The following is a 17,225-nucleotide window of genomic DNA, read 5'->3' on the forward strand; positions in this document are numbered from 1 at the left end:
CAGCCCGGATGGCGAACGAACCCTTCTTCTTCTCTAACGACCTCAACAAGGCAGGGCTCGATCCAGATACTGCGTCATCAGCGCTCGGGGTGTCGCCGCGACAGGTAAAGCGGTATCTGGCCGGCGACTGTGACATTCCCAAACTGGTACGCGAGAAGGTAAGCGAACTTGCGGCCGCTCGCCGCAGGGAATCTGCTGGCAATGAGGCTTTCCGCTTCATCGACCTGTTCGCCGGTATTGGCGGAATGCGACTGGGGTTCGAGGCAATCGGTGGGAAATGCGTCTTTACCAGCGAGTGGGACCGCTTTTCGCAGAAGACCTATCTGCACAATTTTCCAGATGGTGATGATCACGTCTTTGCGGGCGACATTCGTCCTTACGGCGAGGATCCGTCGCGAATTCCGGCTTTTGATGTCTTGCTAGCCGGCTTTCCCTGCCAGCCGTTCTCGCTTGCTGGAGTGTCCAAGAAAAATTCGCTGGGGCGGGCCCACGGCTTCGCGTGCGAAGATCAGGGCAATCTGTTCTTCGAGATCGCTCGCATTATCGCGCATCATCGACCCGCAGCTTTTCTGCTCGAGAACGTCAAGAACCTGCAGAGCCACGATCGCGGGCGGACTTTCGAGGTCATTCGCCGGACGCTGACCGAGGATCTCGGATATAATATTGATTTCCGGATCATAAGCTCGGCTCCCTTCGTGCCACAAAAGCGCCAGCGCATCTTCATCGTTGGATTCCGTGAGGACGTCGGTTTCAGCTTCGATGACTTTGACAGTGAACTGCCGCCTGAGAAGGACTGGCCAACTCTTGGCGCCATTCTTCAGTCACACAACGAGGTCGACGCAAAATACACGCTTTCGCCGAAGCTATGGGATTACCTACAGGCGTACCGGAAGAAGCACGAGAAAGCCGGCAACGGCTTCGGCTACACAGCCCATAGTCCAGACGATGTCGCACGCACCCTGTCGGCGCGCTATCACAAGGATGGTTCGGAGATCCTGATCTCGCAAAAGGACACACGACCGCGTCGCCTCACACCAGTCGAATGTGCACGTTTGATGGGGTTCGAGCGCGATGGGCGCGAGTGGCTGATCCCGGTCTCCGACACTCAGGCCTATCGTCAGTTCGGCAACGCCGTGGTCGTTCCGGTGGTCGAGGCGATTGCCCGGACAATGAAGCCTGCATTGTTTCGAGCGCTCGGAAAGACTGAGAATAGCCAATCAATCGAGCAGGGCGATGTGGTGGAGTCCGCACTTTTGCTGTGACCGACATCGTAGATCCCGCTACGCGTCACCGAATGATGGCGTCGATCAAGGGGCGCAATACAAAGCCCGAAATGATCGTCCGTTCTGGACTCCATCGCATGGGTTATCGTTTCCGACTGCACGCCAAGGAACTTCCCGGCAAGCCTGACCTTGTACTACCAAGATTAAAGGCAGTGATCGAGGTTCGCGGGTGCTTCTGGCACGGTCATCAATGCCCACTCTTTCGTTGGCCAGGCACCAGAACCGCTTTCTGGCGCGACAAGATCATAGCCAATATTGAGCGCGACGCGCGGAATCGCGAGGCCCTGCTTGCTGATGGCTGGAGGCTCGCCGAAGTCTGGGAATGCCAACTCAAGGGTCGCGGTCGCAAGAATCCTGACCAGATAATCAAGTCGCTTGCATATTTCCTCGAGAGCGATGTGGCATTCGTTAGCCTTGGCGGAGTTCAGACCTTCTCGGCGCGCGATGGGGAATAGAGAGCTGCCATTGCCTCAGGCAACTGTAATGCGTTTATCCGCCACTGAGATCGAACCTTGGCGCGGCCATCAGCATAAACTGTGTCAGCAGGGTCATAGAAAACCAGGCCACGCGCAATTGCCCGAAGCAACTTCCAGACATCTGTCCCTGAACCCGTGACGAAATCCTCTGCGTAGCGGTACTCGTATTGTGCCTCAGTTTCCCGCCTTTCGGCCTTGATGTAGAGCGCATTGGCGTGCTTGGCGTTCCAGCAGTTCGCGAGTTTCTCCAGTGACCAGCCCGCCGCGATGTCATCTGTTTCTGGATCGACCAGTTCGACACCGATCTGGTCTGGCGACGCGAATTCGTCGGCTTCCGCATCGTAACCTTTTACCCGCATTACGAGGCCCGTCGCGGCAGAGAGCTTGCCAGCCCGATGGATCCCCACAAATCGCAGCGAGCCGTCAGGTTTCCTTCCCGGGCGGCCGTGGCGTTCCATAAATTCTCTGAAGGTGTGCTCGCCCTGGTACCCATAGTCCGGTGTAGGTGTCACCAGACTGATCCGGCTCCCACTGAACGACTTGATCTCGAAGCCGTGACGGTCGGGAGCCTTGTTTCCATTTGCCACAACTCCCAACAGCGCCTCGAGCGTGTAGCCCCCGCCCTGCGCTCCTTTGAAAGGATGGATGCCATCGGCCTTCTGAATACGCGAGGCATGCCAACCGCCACGAACAATTACCGAAATTTCGCTTCGAAGCAGTTCACGAGGCGACAATTCAGGGTCTTCAGCATCAATGACGAGCGGTCTTAGTACGCCGCCTGTATCGACCACTGGCAAATCGGGGAAATGCGATGCTAGTGGATCGTCGCGTTCGGTCAGGACGAGGCCAACCACCTGGCCGTCGCTTGCAGTTCCCAGAATCAGCCACCGCTGGCCGTAAAGCGCCTGTCGTTCTCGGCGCAATGCGTCCGGTGGTCTGACGCAACCGGCAAGAAATCCCGAGAGCCGTGCCTCCGGATACTGGAAGTAATCTATGATGCGGGTTCGGGGAGCCGGGCAGCGCCCGCCAGCAGGATCCAGCCACGCCAAGTCAATCTGAGCCTCAAGCTTAGGTCGGCCGGGACTTGCCGCGCGCTTGGCTACGCTCTCGCTTGGCGAGCGCGCATGGATTGTCGCCGGGAATATGTTGGTAACGCCGTCGAGGCCGCCTCCGAGATAGATCTGGTTCTTCTCATTATCCTGCCGAGCGCTGAGTTTCTTCACCCAGGCCGTTCTTACGCCATGGTCAGCGAATAGATTCCTGAGCTCCGACAGAGTGCTTATGCCATCCATCCCGCATCAATATCTCCGAGACAGGCGATGCGAAAGATTTACCATTAGTCGCTAGTGTCGTGGGTGTCTTAAGGTCCGTGAGACAAGCTTGGAGAAAAGCATTGCGCGTGTGTAGCTACGTCATGAGTACTGACCGTGGCAGTGCGCCCAATTACGATGGGGGCGCCGTGACACTTGCAATCTGCAAGCCCCGTGTGCGTCGCAAGGGTCAACCGGGTGACTTACTTCTTGGCTTCAATGGATCGGCTCTCTCCAGCCGGCCAAATTCGCTGCGCTGGGCTGGTCTTGTCGCAGAAGTGATGGCGCTTGAAGACTACTGGGAAGACCCGCGCTTCAAAACGAAACAACCGGGGCACTCGAACACTCCAGACAACATCTATCGGTCTGAAAACGGAACAACTATCCAAGTTCCCAATTCGAGCCACGACTGCGCCAATATGGAGACCGATCTGAGTGGCAGAAACACGTTAATCTGCGGGAAGGCGTGGCATTTCGGCGATGATGGACCTGAGCTTCCGGAGTACTTCGGTTTGCATGTTCCGATGAACGCAAGGCGCACGGAACCTCTGCGAGAGATCCCTCGCGCTGTCTGGATCGCTCTCGAGGCGTGGCTCGACCACAACGACGCCGGCTTGCCGGTTGCAACGGGTCTCCAAGGCAAAGGGTGCTCTTCGAGGGCTGAGCCATCACGAACATTGAGGGCAGGTGCGGGGCCGCGTTGTTGACCATGGTTTCGCCATCAGAGTTTCGAAACGAACTGGAAAGGCAGCGTTCCAACCGGTTGGAACAGCCCGAGATTGATCGCGACTTACTTTACGAAATGGCGGGCCAAGTGGTTGATGAAGACGCTAGGCAAGCTGGCGATACAATCGTCGATCTGGTTCACTCCGGCAAAAGGCCGCCCAGTCAATTGCTCGAAACCTTGTGCCTGGGCGGGGCCGTGTTCTGGACTGACGCACATACAACCCTCGGAGAGGGCTGGCCCATCGCCAGTATGTTCGGCGATACCGAGGAAGACCTCCCTCGCAAAAATCCACATCGCGCGGTCGAAGTGCTACGGGCTGAGTGGGTTGTTCTCAAGCTTTTGGGCCAACACTTCGGCAAGGTGGCTGTTCGGGCCTCCGACGGTCGAGAGGCCATACTGATCTCTGCATGCGCTTGGGGCCATATGGATCGCCCCCTCGTTGCGGTTCGAACCGAGCGCCATTTCATGCGCTATGTGCGCCTGACGGGCATACTTTGGGGGGCTGATCATCCGAATGGCGATCCCATGCAGGCCAGCGACCAAACCCTCCTGCAGCACATTCAACGTGCAGAGAAATTTGCGCGCTGAGTCCGCGGGACCGCACAATCGGCACCGCAGCCCCCAGCGCCATCACTCCAGCTTCTTTTCGTCCTTGGCACCCATCAGCTTTCGGGCCCGCGCTGCCACCTTCTGCAGGTCGACTTCGCGCACTTCGGCAGCTTCTAGGTCATTTTCGACAACCAACTGCAGCTTATGGCAATCGCGCAAAGCCTGGATGTTTCCCTTCAGTCCCTTGGTTATAAGAACCCGTGAAAGCGCTTCGCTGCTGCTCACGGTCCTGCGTTCACCATTAACCGTGATGGTGATCGGCTCTGCGAAAACCTTCGCAATAATCGTCTTGTAATTCTTGGAGCCCTTCTTCCGACCTTTGGGATTGCCGGACTGGCCCTTCTTGAATCGAGTGTGTTTAGGCGGCTTGCCGTAGCCGACCTCATAGTCATCCTTGGGCATCAGGACACCTCCTTGGGATCGGAGACGGCCAGTGCCCGCGGTTCAGTCTCGCTGCTTCGTCGTTCGGCCATCTCAGCGAAGGTCAGGCCGCTTTCGGCGTGGACCGCATCGCAATGGGCATAAGCCTGCCAGCGCCTTATCGAGCGATCGCAGTAGATCGGGTCGATCTCGATCGCTCTGGCGCGCCTGGCGGTCCGTTCGGCCCCGACCAGTACCGTTCCCGACCCGCAAAACGGATCGACCACAATATCGCCGCGACTGGATACATCCATGATGGCGTCGGCGATCATGGCTGCCGGCTTCACCGTGGGATGCAGGGCAAGCTCGTCCATGCGGCCCGCATGAAAGGTGTTGGCACCGCGGTATTCCCAGACGTTGGTCCGGTAGCGGCCACCCGCTCCTAGGCCGAAGGTGTTCTGGTGCGATGCGGTGCCGCTCTTGAACACGAAACACAGCTCGTGCCGTGAGCGATAGAACGCGCCCATCCCGCCATTGTCCTTCACCCACGTGATGACGTTCTTGAGCTCGTCGTAGGCCATTTCACCAGCATCGAGTATCTCGCGCATGTGCCGCTAGTCCATGAAGGCGTAATGGATCGAACCATCAAGGCTATGCGCCGCCATGAGCTTGAACACCTTGCCAAGGAACTCGGTGAACTGCTCGGCGCTCATTTCGCCCGACGCCTTCGCGAACTCGCGGTGCTGCACTTCGCCTAGGCCGCTTACATGCCCCTGGATCGGAACGTTGTAGGGCGGATCAGTGATCGCCATCCTCGCCTTCTCGCCGTCCATCAGGATCTTGAATGAGCTCGGATCGGTTGCATCCGCGCAGATCAGTCGGTGATCCCCCAGAATCCAGAGGTCACCGGCTACGGTGACCGCGGGACCATCATCTGGTTGTGCGTCTTCGGCAGGGTCGGATGGTTCACCCTTCTGGTTCTCGAACAGGATGTCGATTTCCACCGTGTCGAAGCCCGTGTCCTCGAGTTCGACCCCTTCGATCTGGAGCGCCTCGATCTCGATCCTCAGGATCTCTTCATCCCAGACGGCCTTCTCGGCGAGCTTGTTGTCGGCAAAGCGATAGGCACGCACCTGCGCTGGCGTGAGCCGGATCAGCCGGATACATGGGATTTCGGAAAGGCCGAGTTGCAACGCCGCGGCATAACGGCCGTGACCTGCGATGATCACACCATCAGCATCGATAAGCACCGGGTTTGTGAACCCGTTGCGCGCGATGCTGTCGGCGATCTCACGGATCTGTTTTTCAGGGTGGCGCTTTGCATTGCCGGTGTAAGGCTTCACCTGGTCTGGTTTCAGATACTCGATCTCGAGCGGCAGCTCATCTGGCGAGATTGCGCTCGCTACTTTGAGTTTGGACGCACGTCGTCTCCTTCATCAACAATCGTTTCAAGGTCTTTTCCTTTGCTAGATTGTCGACGGGTCGGAGGACCTGCCCACGGCTTGAAAATAAGGAACACCAATCGGTGTTGCAATACTTATCCTGCTCGGCCCCGGTGCCGTTCGGGTGCGGATAGGAGGTTCTGTTCAAGCAGTACGGCCATCTCCGCCAGCTCGATGATGACGCGCGAGCGGTCATTGTACCCTAAAGTGCCGATCGCATTCTCGATTGCATCGCCGCGGCAGAAGTCGGGGGTCAGGAACACTGAGCCTGCACTGCCTTCCTTCTCAGGAAGTACCTCACCGAGCTCGACCTTGCGGAGTAGCATAAACACCCGCTTGTCGGGACCGTTGGTGGTGGAACGCAGGATGGGTGGATCAGCCAGTATCTTGCCGAGCCTGGCTTCGAGCTGCGCACGGATATGCCGCAGCAGAAACACGACCTCAGACTGCTTGAATCCGAGGTCAAGAAGGTCAAGTCCGATCGAAAGACAAAAGGCGTCCGCGAGCGTGAAGCGGACCTCGGCTCCCTTCCCTGGTGGCGGCACCGAGTGAAATGCGTAGCGCTGGCCATTTGGAACTTCCGGCTGGGCGCGGTCGAGGTCGACCAGCTTTCTGATTCTTCCGGCGAAGGTCTGTTTGATCGGGGTCTGCGCGGGTGCCTGACTGAAGGCGCGCCAGATCGCGATCTCCACCTGTCCGCGCGAGTATGTCAGCTGATCTGTCTTGCCCATCCGAAGGCTCTACAGCACCTATCGGTTGAATGGGACAAGTCCCTGCAAGGCCCTTCGAAATTCCCTGCTTGGCGCAGAATTTTCCCTGATATTGGTTTTAGGGAAACTTCTCGCGAAACGGCGGAATTCCGCGGGCTGGACTGCGTCTCTGAGCGCCGGAATATGCGAAAAACAGGAATTTCCCTGCAAACGGGGCCAAAACAGGGAATTTGCACAAGAGAGCGGTTCGCTTCGGACTGCGTCGCGCACCAATCCCTATCCTGCCCGATGATTTGCCTCAGCGGCTTTGCCGCCATCGGGCTGTGTGCGTGCGGCGTACCGGCAATAGGCTGTTCAGGCCTTCGCCGACGAAGCCTCGCGGGAATCAAGCCATTCGGCGGCCTTGACGCCGAAGGTGATCAGGAACGGCACCAGCACGAAGCTGAGCGTGACCTTGGCCAGCACCTGCCCGATCAAAAGATTGGTGATGTCGAATTCGCCGTAGAAAGCGAGCGTCACGAAAATGATCGAATCCACCGCCTGGCTGAGAGCCGATGCGATTGCGCCGCGGATCATCAGGCCGACGGTGGTGGCTTCGCCGCTGCCTCGCAGCTTCGAAAAGATCCAGACGTTGAGCAGCAACGACGTGATGTAGGCGGCAGGCCCCGCCATCAGGATGCGCGGGGTCTGACCCAGCACCGTCTCGAATGCGGCAAGATCGGTGGCGCGGAATTCCAGCATCTCGGGCGAAGCGGGAAGCGACAGGACGAGATAGATTAACGCCGCCGAAAGCGCCAAGGGCAGGAAACCGATCCAGATCAGCCGGTTAGCCAGCCTTTGCCCGTAAAGCTGGGCAATGGTGCTGGTGATCACCACCAGCAGCAGGAACGGAAAAATGCCCGCTTCCACCGCAAGGTTGCTGGGCCACAATTGGACCTGCTTGAACGCGACGACCCCGGCGAGCACCGTCATCCCTCCGTAAAGGATGATGTAGACAAACAGCCCCGTGGGCGTGGCCAGCGCGGCCGCCGCATTGGGGCCGGTCGTTTCTTGCGGTTTCGCGGTGTCGTTCATGTCCAATCGGTAAGCGAGCGCCCTGCAAAAGAAAAGCCGGATGCATCGCAGTTTCACCATGCATGCGAACATCGGCTTGCGGTGGAGCGCGCCAGCGCGCTAGATGGGCGCTGATACAGCGTCGCTGCGGGGGCGGCGTGCGGGATCACAATGGCATATTCTTGAAGGGGCACCGCCTTTTCTGCGGTGAGACACAACATAACCTCCATCCTGTTCAGCCTGCTCGGCATCGTCGCAATCCTTGGCATCGCTTTTCTGCTTTCCTCGGGAAAGAGGAACATCAAGCTGCGCGTCGTCGGCGCAGCCTTTGCCTTGCAGGCTTTGATGGCCGTGCTGGTGCTGCGGACCGATTTCGGCGTTCAGGTGATCAAGTTCCTGTCTGACGGCGTGATCGCGCTGCTGGGTTATTCGGTGCAGGGGATCGAGACACTGTTCGGCCCGATGGGCACAAACCCCTTCGCCAACACCTTCCTGATCGCAGCCCTGCCCGTGATCGTGTTCTTCGCCGCGCTGGTTTCGATACTCTATTATCTGGGCGTGATGCAGCGGCTGGTGCGGTGGCTGGGCGGCGCGATCGGCTGGATCACGGGGATCAGCAAGGTCGAGGCGCTGGGCAGTGCGGCCAATATCTTTGTCGGCCAGTCGGAAAGCCCGCTGGTTGTGCGGCCCTATCTCGCCGCGCTGCCGCCTTCGCGCCTGTTCACGCTGATGTGCGTGGGCATGGCGGGCGTGGCGGGGACGATCCTGGCCGCTTACGCCGCCTTCCTTGGTGACGAGGCCGTGCCTTACTTGCTGGCAGCCGCTTTCATGTCGGCGCCCGGCGGCATCCTGATGGCAAAGATCATCATGCCGGACGATCCTGAGGAAGCCGCCGAACATGACAAGCTGATGGAGGACGTGACCGTTTCCGAAACATTCGAGGACGGCGCGCATCCAGCGAACATTATCGAGGCCGCAGCTCAAGGCACCCAGACGGGCGTGAAGCTGGCCGTGGCTGTCGGCGCGATGGTCATGGTGTTCGTTGCGCTGGTGGCGCTTGCCAACGGTATTCTGGGGGGCATCGGCGGCTGGGTCGGCTATCCGGACGTCACGTTCCAGCAATTGCTCGGCTATGTATTTGCTCCGGTGATGTTCCTGATCGGCATTTCCGATTGGAACCAGGCGCAGATCGCGGGCGGTTTGTTCGGAACCAAGATCGTGCTCAACGAATTCGTCGCCTTCATCGAACTGGGCGCGGTCGAAGGGCTGACCGAACGGAGCCGTTCAATCCTGACTTTTGCGCTGTGCGGTTTTGCCAATTTCTCGTCCATCGCCATCCAGATGGCCGTCACCGGCGGGCTTGCCCCCAATCAGCGACCCGTGATCGCGCGGCTGGGGCTGAAGGCGCTGGCGGCGGGCAGTCTCGCCAATCTTATGAGCGCAGCGCTGGCGAGCCTTTTCCTGCCGTTTTGACGCGCATCAATTACTGATCCTCCAACCTGCGTGAAGGGGCAAGGGCACAATCCCTTGGCACTCCAACGCGCGAGCCTATAAATGAACCTCATGACAGACATTCAATCCGCTGATGGCATCGCCACCGTATCCCTCGCCCAGCCGCTCGAAGACATTGCCGACAAGCTGGGGCGCAGCTTTGCCGAATACGGCTTTGCCGTGATCCGCGATCATGGGATCCCGCAAGAACTGATCGACCGGGCCGAAGCGACATCCAAGGCCTTCTTCGCGCTGCCCGAAGATGTGAAGCGCGCCTATCACAAACCCGGCGCGGGCGGTGCGCGTGGCTACACCCCGTTCGGCACCGAAAAGGCCAAGGATGCCGAGATCTTCGATCTCAAGGAATTCTGGCACGTCGCCCGCTCGCTGCCCGAAGGACATCCGCTCGCCGAATACATGGCCCCGAACGTCTGGCCGGACGAGGTCGAAGGGTTCAAGGACACCTTCAGCACCCTTTTCGCGGCATTCGAAACCGCCGGCGGTCGCGTGTTGGAAGCGATCGCGCTGCATCTTGGACTGGATCGCGATTTCTTCGCGCCGACAGTCGAGGACGGCAATTCGGTCATGCGCCTGCTGCATTATCCGCCGCTTGGCCCGGATGCGCCCGAAGGCGCGATCCGTGCCGCCGCGCATGGCGACATCAACACCATCACCCTGTTGCTGGGAGCAGAGGAAGCGGGCCTCGAACTGCTGACCAAGCAGGGCGAATGGTGCGCGATCGACGTGCCCAAGGGGGCGCTGGTGATCAATGTCGGCGACATGCTTGAACGGCTAACGGCGGGCAGGCTCCGCTCGACCACTCATCGCGTCGTCAATCCGCGTGGTGCCGGGGCGCAGCGTTCTCGCTACTCGATGCCGTTCTTCCTGCATTTCCGGCCCGACTACCTGATCGAGCCGCTGGAGTGCTGCATCACACAAGGCGCGGGAGACGTGCCCGAACCGATCAGCGCTCACGACTTCCTCCAGCAGCGCCTGCGCGAGATCAATCTCGCCTGATTGCAGGTCTGGGCGGTAGCGAATCACCGTCACAAATCGGTCAAATTCAGTCGGTCCCGTGGCAAAAACGCCCTGTCGAGGGGGCGTTTGAGCCCGCCAAAAAAAGCCCGCTTCGTTGCGCAGATGCAACACAGGCCCAGTTTACGGCGGAATTCCGCCAGTTTTCGGGTGCAAAGCCCTGTGGATGAATCTAGCGGCCCGTTGCGTCTCGGCAGGTTTCACAGAATTGTCACAAAACCGTCGCTTTTGTGCAGTGCAACCCGCTTAGGGACGCGCGCATCACATCACTTCTCTCCACCGTGATCAGGGGCACCCTCATATGAAAATAAAGTATCTTCTGGCAGCGAGCGTAGTAAGCCTCTCCGCCGCAGCCACCATCGCAACGCCTGCCTACGCACAGCAGATTACTTCGGGCGTCGAAGGTCAGGTGACCGATGCCAACGGCAACCCGCTGACCGGCGCGACCGTAACCATCACCGACGAACGCACCGCGCAGACCCGTACCGCGACCACCAGCGCAGACGGCAGCTTCCGCGTCCAGTCGCTCCCGCCGGGTGGCCCCTACACCGTGACGGTGACCGCTGACGGGTTCGAAGGCCAGACCGTCGAAGACGTCTTCACCAGCATCTCGGGCAACACCGGCTTCACCTTCGCCCTGACCGAAGGCGCCGCCAACACCATCATCGTTACCGGCGCTCGTGCTCGCGTGACTCAGGTTGCAGTTGGTCCGGGCACCGCCTTCGACACGCAGACGCTCGAATCTTTCCCGTCGATCACCCGCGACATTCGCGACATCATCCGCATCGACCCGCGCGTCGCTCTCGACAACCAGAACGATGTTGATCGTATCTCCTGCCTTGGCGGCAACGACCGTTCGAACACCTTCACCGTCGACGGCATCGTCCAGGCTGACACCTTCGGCCTGAACGGCACTCCGTTCGCCGCGCGTAACGCGCTGCCGCTGCCGTTCGATGTGGTCGATCAGGTTTCGGTCGAATTCGCACCGTTCGATGTCGAATATTCGGAATTCACCGGCTGTCTCGTCAACGTCGTGACCAAGGCTGGTGGCAACCGCTTCAGCGGTTCGGCCTTCATCACCTACTTCGACGGCGGCCTGCTGGCTGACGAAATCGAAGGTCGTCCGCTTCAGGGCAGCCAGGAAAAGCGTTGGGGTGCAACCCTGACCGGCCCGATCATCCCTGATCGCCTGTTCTTCTCGGTCGGTTACGAAGAAACCGATCTGGGTGACGGCAACGAATTCGGCCCGGCCGGCGGCGGTTTCGCCAACGAAGCAAACTTCGTAACCCAGGCACAGTTCGACGAATTCGCCCGCATCGCGCGCGATGTCTATGGTCAGGACGTGGGCGGTTACCCGACCACGCTGGCTGAAGCTTCGATCCGTTACTTCGGTCGTATCGACGCAATCATCAACGACAACCACCGTCTCGAAGCAACCTATCAGCGTCTTGAGGAAACCAATGTCGAAAGCGACACCGGTGCCCAGGAACTGACCGGTCTGAACTCGTTCGAAGACGAAGGCACGATCTCCGACTATTACTCGGTTCGTCTGTACTCCGACTGGAGCGACACGATTTCGACCGAACTGCGCGTGAGCCGCGCCGAAGTCGGCGACGTTCAGGGCCCCGTCGGTTTCGGCGAAGCACAGTCGGACAACCCGGCCGTGCGTCTCGTTGTCGGCGTTCCGCCGGTTGCCGGCCAGACCACCCAGAACGGCATTCTGTCGACCGGCCCGGGCATCTTCCGTTCGGCCAACCAGCTCGATACGAAGATCGATCAGGTCCGTTTCCAGATGAATGTGGACGCCGGTGGCGGTCACTTCCTCAAGTTCGGTACCGAAATCAACGATCTGGAAGTCTTCAACCTGTTCGCCATCAACGCGACCGGTACGCTGTTCTTCCGTAACCTGACCGACTTCGAGAACGGTCTGGTTGCCAGCGGTTCCACCTCCAGCGTGTTCGGCGACATCGCCGACAACCTCGCTGCAGGAAGCCTCGGTGGCGGTACGATCAACGCCACGCCGAGCGGCGATATCAACGAAGCTGCTGCGCTGTTCAGCCGCACGATCTATTCGTTCTACGCACAGGACGAATGGCAGGCGACCGACCAGCTGTCGATCAACGCCGGTATCCGCGTCCAGCTGTATGATGGCGGTGCACCGCGCACGAACCCGACCTTCACCAATCGTTATGGCTTCACCAATGCCAATTCGTTTGCTCGTCTCGACACGGTGCTGCTGCCGCGTCTCTCGGCGACCTACGAATTCAACAATGACGGCTTCTTCTCGAACAGCCGTCTGACCGGTGGTGTCGGCATCTTCTCGGGCGGCGACCCGGTGGTGTATTTCTCGAACGCATTCTCGAACAACGGTTTCTCGACCGGTGAAGGCACCACCTTCCGTTCGGATTGCGCCGGGTTCACCAACCCGGACGGTTCGTTCAACGTCCTGCAGGGCGGCAGCTTCGCCGGCTTCCCGCAGTGCGCGATCGCAGCCGGTTCGGCTCAGGCCGCTGCAGGCCTGTCGGACACCCAGTCGACCGATCCCGAATTCGACGTGCCGACCGTGGTGCGTGCGAACATCGGTTTCTCGACCGACTTCGGCGCAGAAACCGGCTTCTTCAGCAACTGGCGCCTGAACCTCGATTACATCTACTCGCGGTTCAACGACACGCTGAACTTCGTCGATCTGGCTCAGACCCCGAACATCACGCGCGGCCTCAACGGCTTCACCGTGGACGGGCGTCCGATCTACGCTGCAATCGACCCGACGGATCCTGACGCAGCCGGTTGTAACGCTACGCTCTCCTACTCGGGCGGCACGCCGCCGGTGTGGAACAACGTTACCCCGATCTGCTTCAACCGCATCGGTCGTGACGATGAAATCCAGCTGACCAACGGCCCGAGCTACGAAAGCCACGTTGCCTCGATCATCCTGTCGAAGAACTTCCAGGGTGGCCTGCTCACCGATGGCGGTTCGGTCCGCGTCAACTTCGGTTACGCCTTCACCGACTCGGAGAACAACCGCAACAACGGTTCGTCGACCGCAACCTCGTCCTATGACGTGACCGCGGCCTTCGATCGTCAGAACCCGGCTGTGTCGACTTCGAACTTCGAAACTCGCCACAACTTCACCGCTGCAGTGAACTTCCGTGAAGAATTCTTCGATGGGTATGACACCAACATCGGCTTCTTCTTCCGGGCGCGTTCGGGTCTGCCTTACAGCCTGACCTTCGACGGCGGCGGCGTCTTCAACGACAGCTCGTCGGGTTCGGACAACGCGCTGCTCTACATCCCGAGCGGCCCGAACGATCCGAACGTTTCGCCGAGCTCGGATCCGGCAGCGGTTGCCTCGCTGCTCAACTACCTCGCCACCAGCGAAGTGGGCGGCCAGTGCGACTTCGAACTGGGCGAATCGATCGCGCGCAACACCTGCCGCAACGATTGGCACTTCGATCTCGACCTGCGCTTCAGCCAGGAACTGCCGTTCATCGGCAAGCTGACCGGGATCACTGACGATCGCATCACGCTGTTTGCTGACTTCCAGAACTTCCTCAACCTGCTCGACAGCAGCTGGAACGTTCTGCGCGCACGCGGCGATTTCACCGATCTCGTCGACGGTGGTGTGGATTCGCAGGGCCGTTACATCATCACGGGCTTCAACCCGGATGATCAGAACGACCTGCGCATCGGCCCGTCCGCATGGCGCATTCAGGTTGGCGCTCGTTACGAATTCTAATTCGTAGCCAACTTACGACCAGACACGCGCGGCGGGGCCTTCGGGTCCCGCCGTTTGCGTTTCAGGGTTGTTTCAACGCCCTGCAACCCCCATCAACTGCGCTCTGTCATCCGCCAGATCGAGCAGATCGCGGGCCAGTGTCTTGCGCAAATGGGCCGACATGTTCTGCCGGATCGCACGTTCCAGCGCGGCGGCCTGATCGCCAAGCTCGGCTTCACCGAAAACCGCGGCTGTCCCAGCCAGACGATGAACCAGCCGCGCCAGCTCCTCGCCCGTATCGGTCACCGGGCACTCCCGCTCAAGCGCCCCGCTGTCCAACGCACGGCGCACGGCACGGATAGTCTCCTGACGGCGGTTTTCCCATTGGCGTTGCAGCTTTGGCGTATGGTGCTGCGCAGGGGGCGCGGCTTCACTAACCGCTACACCCGCATCGACAATGCGCGTCGGCAACCAGCGTTGGAGTACACGCGCGAGATCAGCAAATGCCAACGGCTTTGCCAGATGGCCCTGCATACCGGCTTCCCGCGCATAGGCGATATCTTCGGGGAAAGCGTTGGCTGTCAGCGCGATGATTGGCAGCACGCCCGCACCGATGCCCTCGGCACGGATGGTCCGCGTAGCGGCATAGCCATCGCAGACGGGCATCTGCACGTCCATCAACACCAGATCAAAAGGCTTGCCGCGCATCATGCCGTCCATCACCATGGCGATGGCTTCATGCCCGTCGTGCGCGACCTCCACGGTTTGTCCGCAGCGCTCCAGCATCTCCAAGCCGAGCACCCGGTTCACCTCGTTATCCTCGACCAGCAGGACTCGCGCTGCATCAGGCATGGCCGTGGCGGGGGCTGGCGGCAGTGTGGAAGGTTCGAGTGTGTCAGGCTCGGCGAGCGAAGCAGGCAGGAAGACAGTGAAGACAGATCCTTCACCAGGCGCGCTCTCGACCGCGATACGCCCGCCCAGCAATTCGGCGAGCTGACGGCTGATGCTCAGCCCCAGACCAGTCCCGCCAAAACGCCGCGCCGTGTCTGCTTCGCCCTGGGTGAAGGGAGAGAAGATGGCATCGACACTGGCTGCGTCGATCCCGATCCCGGTATCGGCAATTTCGATCAGGACTTCGCCATCGACCAGTCGGCATCGGATATCGACCGAACCGCTCGGCGTGAATTTCACCGCATTGCCGATCAGGTTGAGCATGATCTGGCGCAGCCTCAGGCCGTCAGTCACGATCCAGCGGTGCTTTTCCGATCCGTCTTCCTGAGCCTTGTGAAACGAAAGCGACAACCCCTTTTGCGCCGCTGCGGGGGCGTGGAGCGCCGTGCAATCCGCTATCGTGGCGAAGAGATCGACCGGCCCCTTGTCGATCGCCACCTGACCCGCCTCAATCTTCGACAGGTCGAGAATGTCATTCAGCAACATCATCATCGAACGGCCCGATTGGGCGATCATTTGAGCGTGGCGGCGTTCCTGATCGGATAGATCGCCTTGCAGCAAGAGGTCGGCAAAGCCCAATACGCCGTTCATCGGGGTGCGAATCTCGTGGCTCATATTGGCAAGGAATTCGCTCTTGGCGCTGGCAGCATCCTCGGCCTTGCGCCGTGCACGGGTTAGCAGCTGTTCGAGCTCCACCCGCGCAGAGATGTCGCGTGCCGAAATGACGATGCCGCTGCGCATCCCGGTTTCGGAATCGATCGCGATGGCGCAATCGGCTTCGATATAGACAGGCCGCCCATCGCCGGCATCGCAGTCCCGGCGGTAGCTGATCCGCTCCTTGTCGATGTCTCCGCGTAACAGCCGATCGACCACTTCGGCAAAGCGCAATCCTGCATTGTCATGCGTGGTTTCAAAAAGCGGACGGTTGATCAGGTCACCGGGCTCGCGCGCCAGAACCTCCCGCACCGAAGGGGAGGCATAGGTGCAAATGCCGCGCCGGTTGATCCGCAGAACCGCGTCGGTCACGTTTTCCGCCAGCAGGCTCAACTCGCGCCGCCCGCGAACCAGTTCTGCCGTCATGCGATCGCGTCCGGCGAGGATTGCCGCAATCGGCAGACCGGTAAGGAAATTTGCGGCGATGAAAGCCTGCATCACGAACATCTTGCCAATGTCCGTTCCGGCATTGCCGGCAATGGGGCCGTTTCCCGAAAAGGTCATCCAACTGGCAAGGATTGCTGTGCCGGGAACATAGAGCGCCGTCCCCAATCCTCCCAACCGGAACGCCACCAGCAGCGTAATCGGCGGGATGACGAACATCAGCGGATAGGCGCTCTGGCTGAACGCGATCATCACCGCGATCATGCCCCCCAGCATCAGCGCGCCGTGCTCCAGGGTTTCGGCTGCGTTCGAACTGTCCCGCACACGAACTGCCTCTGCGATCAGCAGCACGGCGGGTACGATCAGGATCATTCCCATGCTGTCAGCCAGGAACCAGGCGGCCGCCCCGGCGATGGCATCGGGGACTGACCCGGCCATGCCGAATGCGGCAACGGTTGCAGAAACAACCGGGCCGATGACCCCACCATAGAGCAGAAAACAACCCAGATGGCCGAGATCGGTCATCGCGGGTCGTTCGCCGCATCCCTTGCGGGTCAGCCGGGTGATCAGCGCGATGTCGATCAGGTTCGCTGCCGTCAGGAACAGCGATTGCAGCGGGGCGAAACCGGCATGGGCCTGTGCGCTAAGGCTTGCCAGTGCGATGCAGGCATAAAGGGGCACTTCGCTGCGTGGTCGAGCCAGCAGCAGGACTGCAACCGTCATGGCATTGGGCAGCCACACGCTCGCCAGCACAGCATCGAAACGCGACAGGGCGAGGCAGACAATGCCAAGGACAAAGAAGCCGAAACCCGTCAGCAGCGCGATGCCGAGACTGCGCAGGTCAACCGGGGCAAGGGGGATGGGGAAGGCGAAGGTGTTGATCTTTCTTGCTCCTTCGTGCGCGGGGTCCATCGCGTTTGTCCCGATTGGTGGTATAAGCAGGCCACGCCGCGGACGCGTCTGCG

The 17,225-nt window shown here is 60.1% G+C and carries 14 protein-coding genes; 7 read left to right on the forward strand and 7 right to left on the reverse strand.

Translation table 11 applies throughout. The features are described 5' to 3' along the window. Positions 1-8: 8 nt before the first annotated feature. Together dcm and L1K66_RS04665 are read left to right on the forward strand one after the other, a co-directional pair. Positions 9-1,262 (forward strand): DNA (cytosine-5-)-methyltransferase, encoded by a 1,254-nt coding sequence (gene dcm, locus L1K66_RS04660; RefSeq protein WP_330221255.1) that lies wholly within the window; start codon positions 9-11, stop codon positions 1,260-1,262. Next, positions 1,259-1,738 (forward strand): very short patch repair endonuclease, encoded by a 480-nt coding sequence (locus L1K66_RS04665; protein WP_256471487.1) that lies wholly within the window; start codon positions 1,259-1,261, stop codon positions 1,736-1,738. Before dcm ends, L1K66_RS04665 begins: the two co-directional genes overlap by 4 nt. Here L1K66_RS04665 and L1K66_RS04670 read toward each other — a convergent pair. After that, positions 1,708-2,982, reverse strand: a complete 1,275-nt coding sequence (locus L1K66_RS04670; protein WP_252259827.1) for an MvaI/BcnI family restriction endonuclease — start codon at positions 2,980-2,982, stop codon at positions 1,708-1,710. The genes L1K66_RS04665 and L1K66_RS04670 overlap by 31 nt on opposite strands. A gap of 176 nt (positions 2,983-3,158) precedes the next feature. Between L1K66_RS04670 and L1K66_RS16535 the strand changes: the two genes are divergently transcribed. Together L1K66_RS16535 and L1K66_RS04675 are read left to right on the forward strand one after the other, a co-directional pair. Next, entirely contained in the window at positions 3,159-3,776 is a 618-nt protein-coding gene (locus L1K66_RS16535; RefSeq protein WP_407932001.1) for an Nmad2 family putative nucleotide modification protein, read from the forward strand. Beyond that, positions 3,770-4,384, forward strand: a complete 615-nt coding sequence (locus L1K66_RS04675) for a hypothetical protein (protein ID WP_252259828.1) — start codon at positions 3,770-3,772, stop codon at positions 4,382-4,384. The genes L1K66_RS16535 and L1K66_RS04675 overlap by 7 nt, the downstream gene beginning before the upstream one ends. Before the next feature lie 42 nt (positions 4,385-4,426). Here L1K66_RS04675 and L1K66_RS04680 read toward each other — a convergent pair whose 3' ends face one another. The 5 genes from L1K66_RS04680 to L1K66_RS04700 form a co-directional block, all read right to left on the reverse strand. Then, a complete protein-coding gene (locus L1K66_RS04680) occupies positions 4,427-4,807 on the reverse strand; it encodes a DUF5681 domain-containing protein (protein ID WP_252259829.1) in 381 nt (126 codons plus the stop codon). Next, the gene (locus tag L1K66_RS04685; RefSeq protein WP_252259830.1) at positions 4,807-5,373 is read right to left on the reverse strand and encodes a DNA-methyltransferase; all 567 of its coding nucleotides are present in this window, start codon (positions 5,371-5,373) and stop codon (positions 4,807-4,809) included. The genes L1K66_RS04680 and L1K66_RS04685 overlap by 1 nt, the downstream gene beginning before the upstream one ends. A 6-nt stretch (positions 5,374-5,379) precedes the next feature. Next, entirely contained in the window at positions 5,380-6,108 is a 729-nt protein-coding gene (locus L1K66_RS04690) for a ParB N-terminal domain-containing protein (RefSeq protein WP_252259831.1), read from the reverse strand. Positions 6,109-6,302: 194 nt separating this feature from the next. Next, a complete protein-coding gene (locus L1K66_RS04695; RefSeq protein WP_252259832.1) occupies positions 6,303-6,938 on the reverse strand; it encodes a hypothetical protein in 636 nt (211 codons plus the stop codon). 333 nt (positions 6,939-7,271) lie between these two features. Next, positions 7,272-7,991 carry a queuosine precursor transporter gene (locus tag L1K66_RS04700; protein ID WP_252259833.1) on the reverse strand — a complete coding sequence of 240 codons (720 nt, stop codon included), beginning with the start codon at positions 7,989-7,991 and terminating at the stop codon, positions 7,272-7,274. A 186-nt stretch (positions 7,992-8,177) separates the two neighbouring features. Here L1K66_RS04700 and L1K66_RS04705 point away from each other — a divergent pair, with 186 nt between their 5' ends. The 3 genes from L1K66_RS04705 to L1K66_RS04715 all read left to right on the forward strand — a co-directional run bounded on the left by L1K66_RS04705 (position 8,178) and on the right by L1K66_RS04715 (position 14,232). Continuing rightward, complete coding sequence (locus L1K66_RS04705) at positions 8,178-9,443, forward strand: NupC/NupG family nucleoside CNT transporter (protein ID WP_252259834.1); 1,266 nt, start codon at positions 8,178-8,180, stop codon at positions 9,441-9,443. Positions 9,444-9,533: 90 nt separating this feature from the next. After that, positions 9,534-10,478: an isopenicillin N synthase family dioxygenase gene (locus L1K66_RS04710; protein ID WP_252259835.1), complete on the forward strand. Its 945-nt coding sequence runs from the start codon at positions 9,534-9,536 to the stop codon at positions 10,476-10,478. 319 nt (positions 10,479-10,797) lie between these two features. Further along, entirely contained in the window at positions 10,798-14,232 is a 3,435-nt protein-coding gene (locus tag L1K66_RS04715) for a TonB-dependent receptor (protein WP_252259836.1), read from the forward strand. Positions 14,233-14,304: 72 nt separating this feature from the next. On the opposite strand, the gene L1K66_RS04720 is transcribed toward L1K66_RS04715, so the two are convergent. Further along, complete coding sequence (locus tag L1K66_RS04720; protein ID WP_252259837.1) at positions 14,305-17,172, reverse strand: ATP-binding protein; 2,868 nt, start codon at positions 17,170-17,172, stop codon at positions 14,305-14,307. Positions 17,173-17,225 lie beyond the last annotated feature (53 nt).

Source organism: Erythrobacter aurantius (assembly GCF_023823125.1).
Classification (GTDB): Bacteria; Pseudomonadota; Alphaproteobacteria; order Sphingomonadales; family Sphingomonadaceae; genus Erythrobacter; species Erythrobacter aurantius.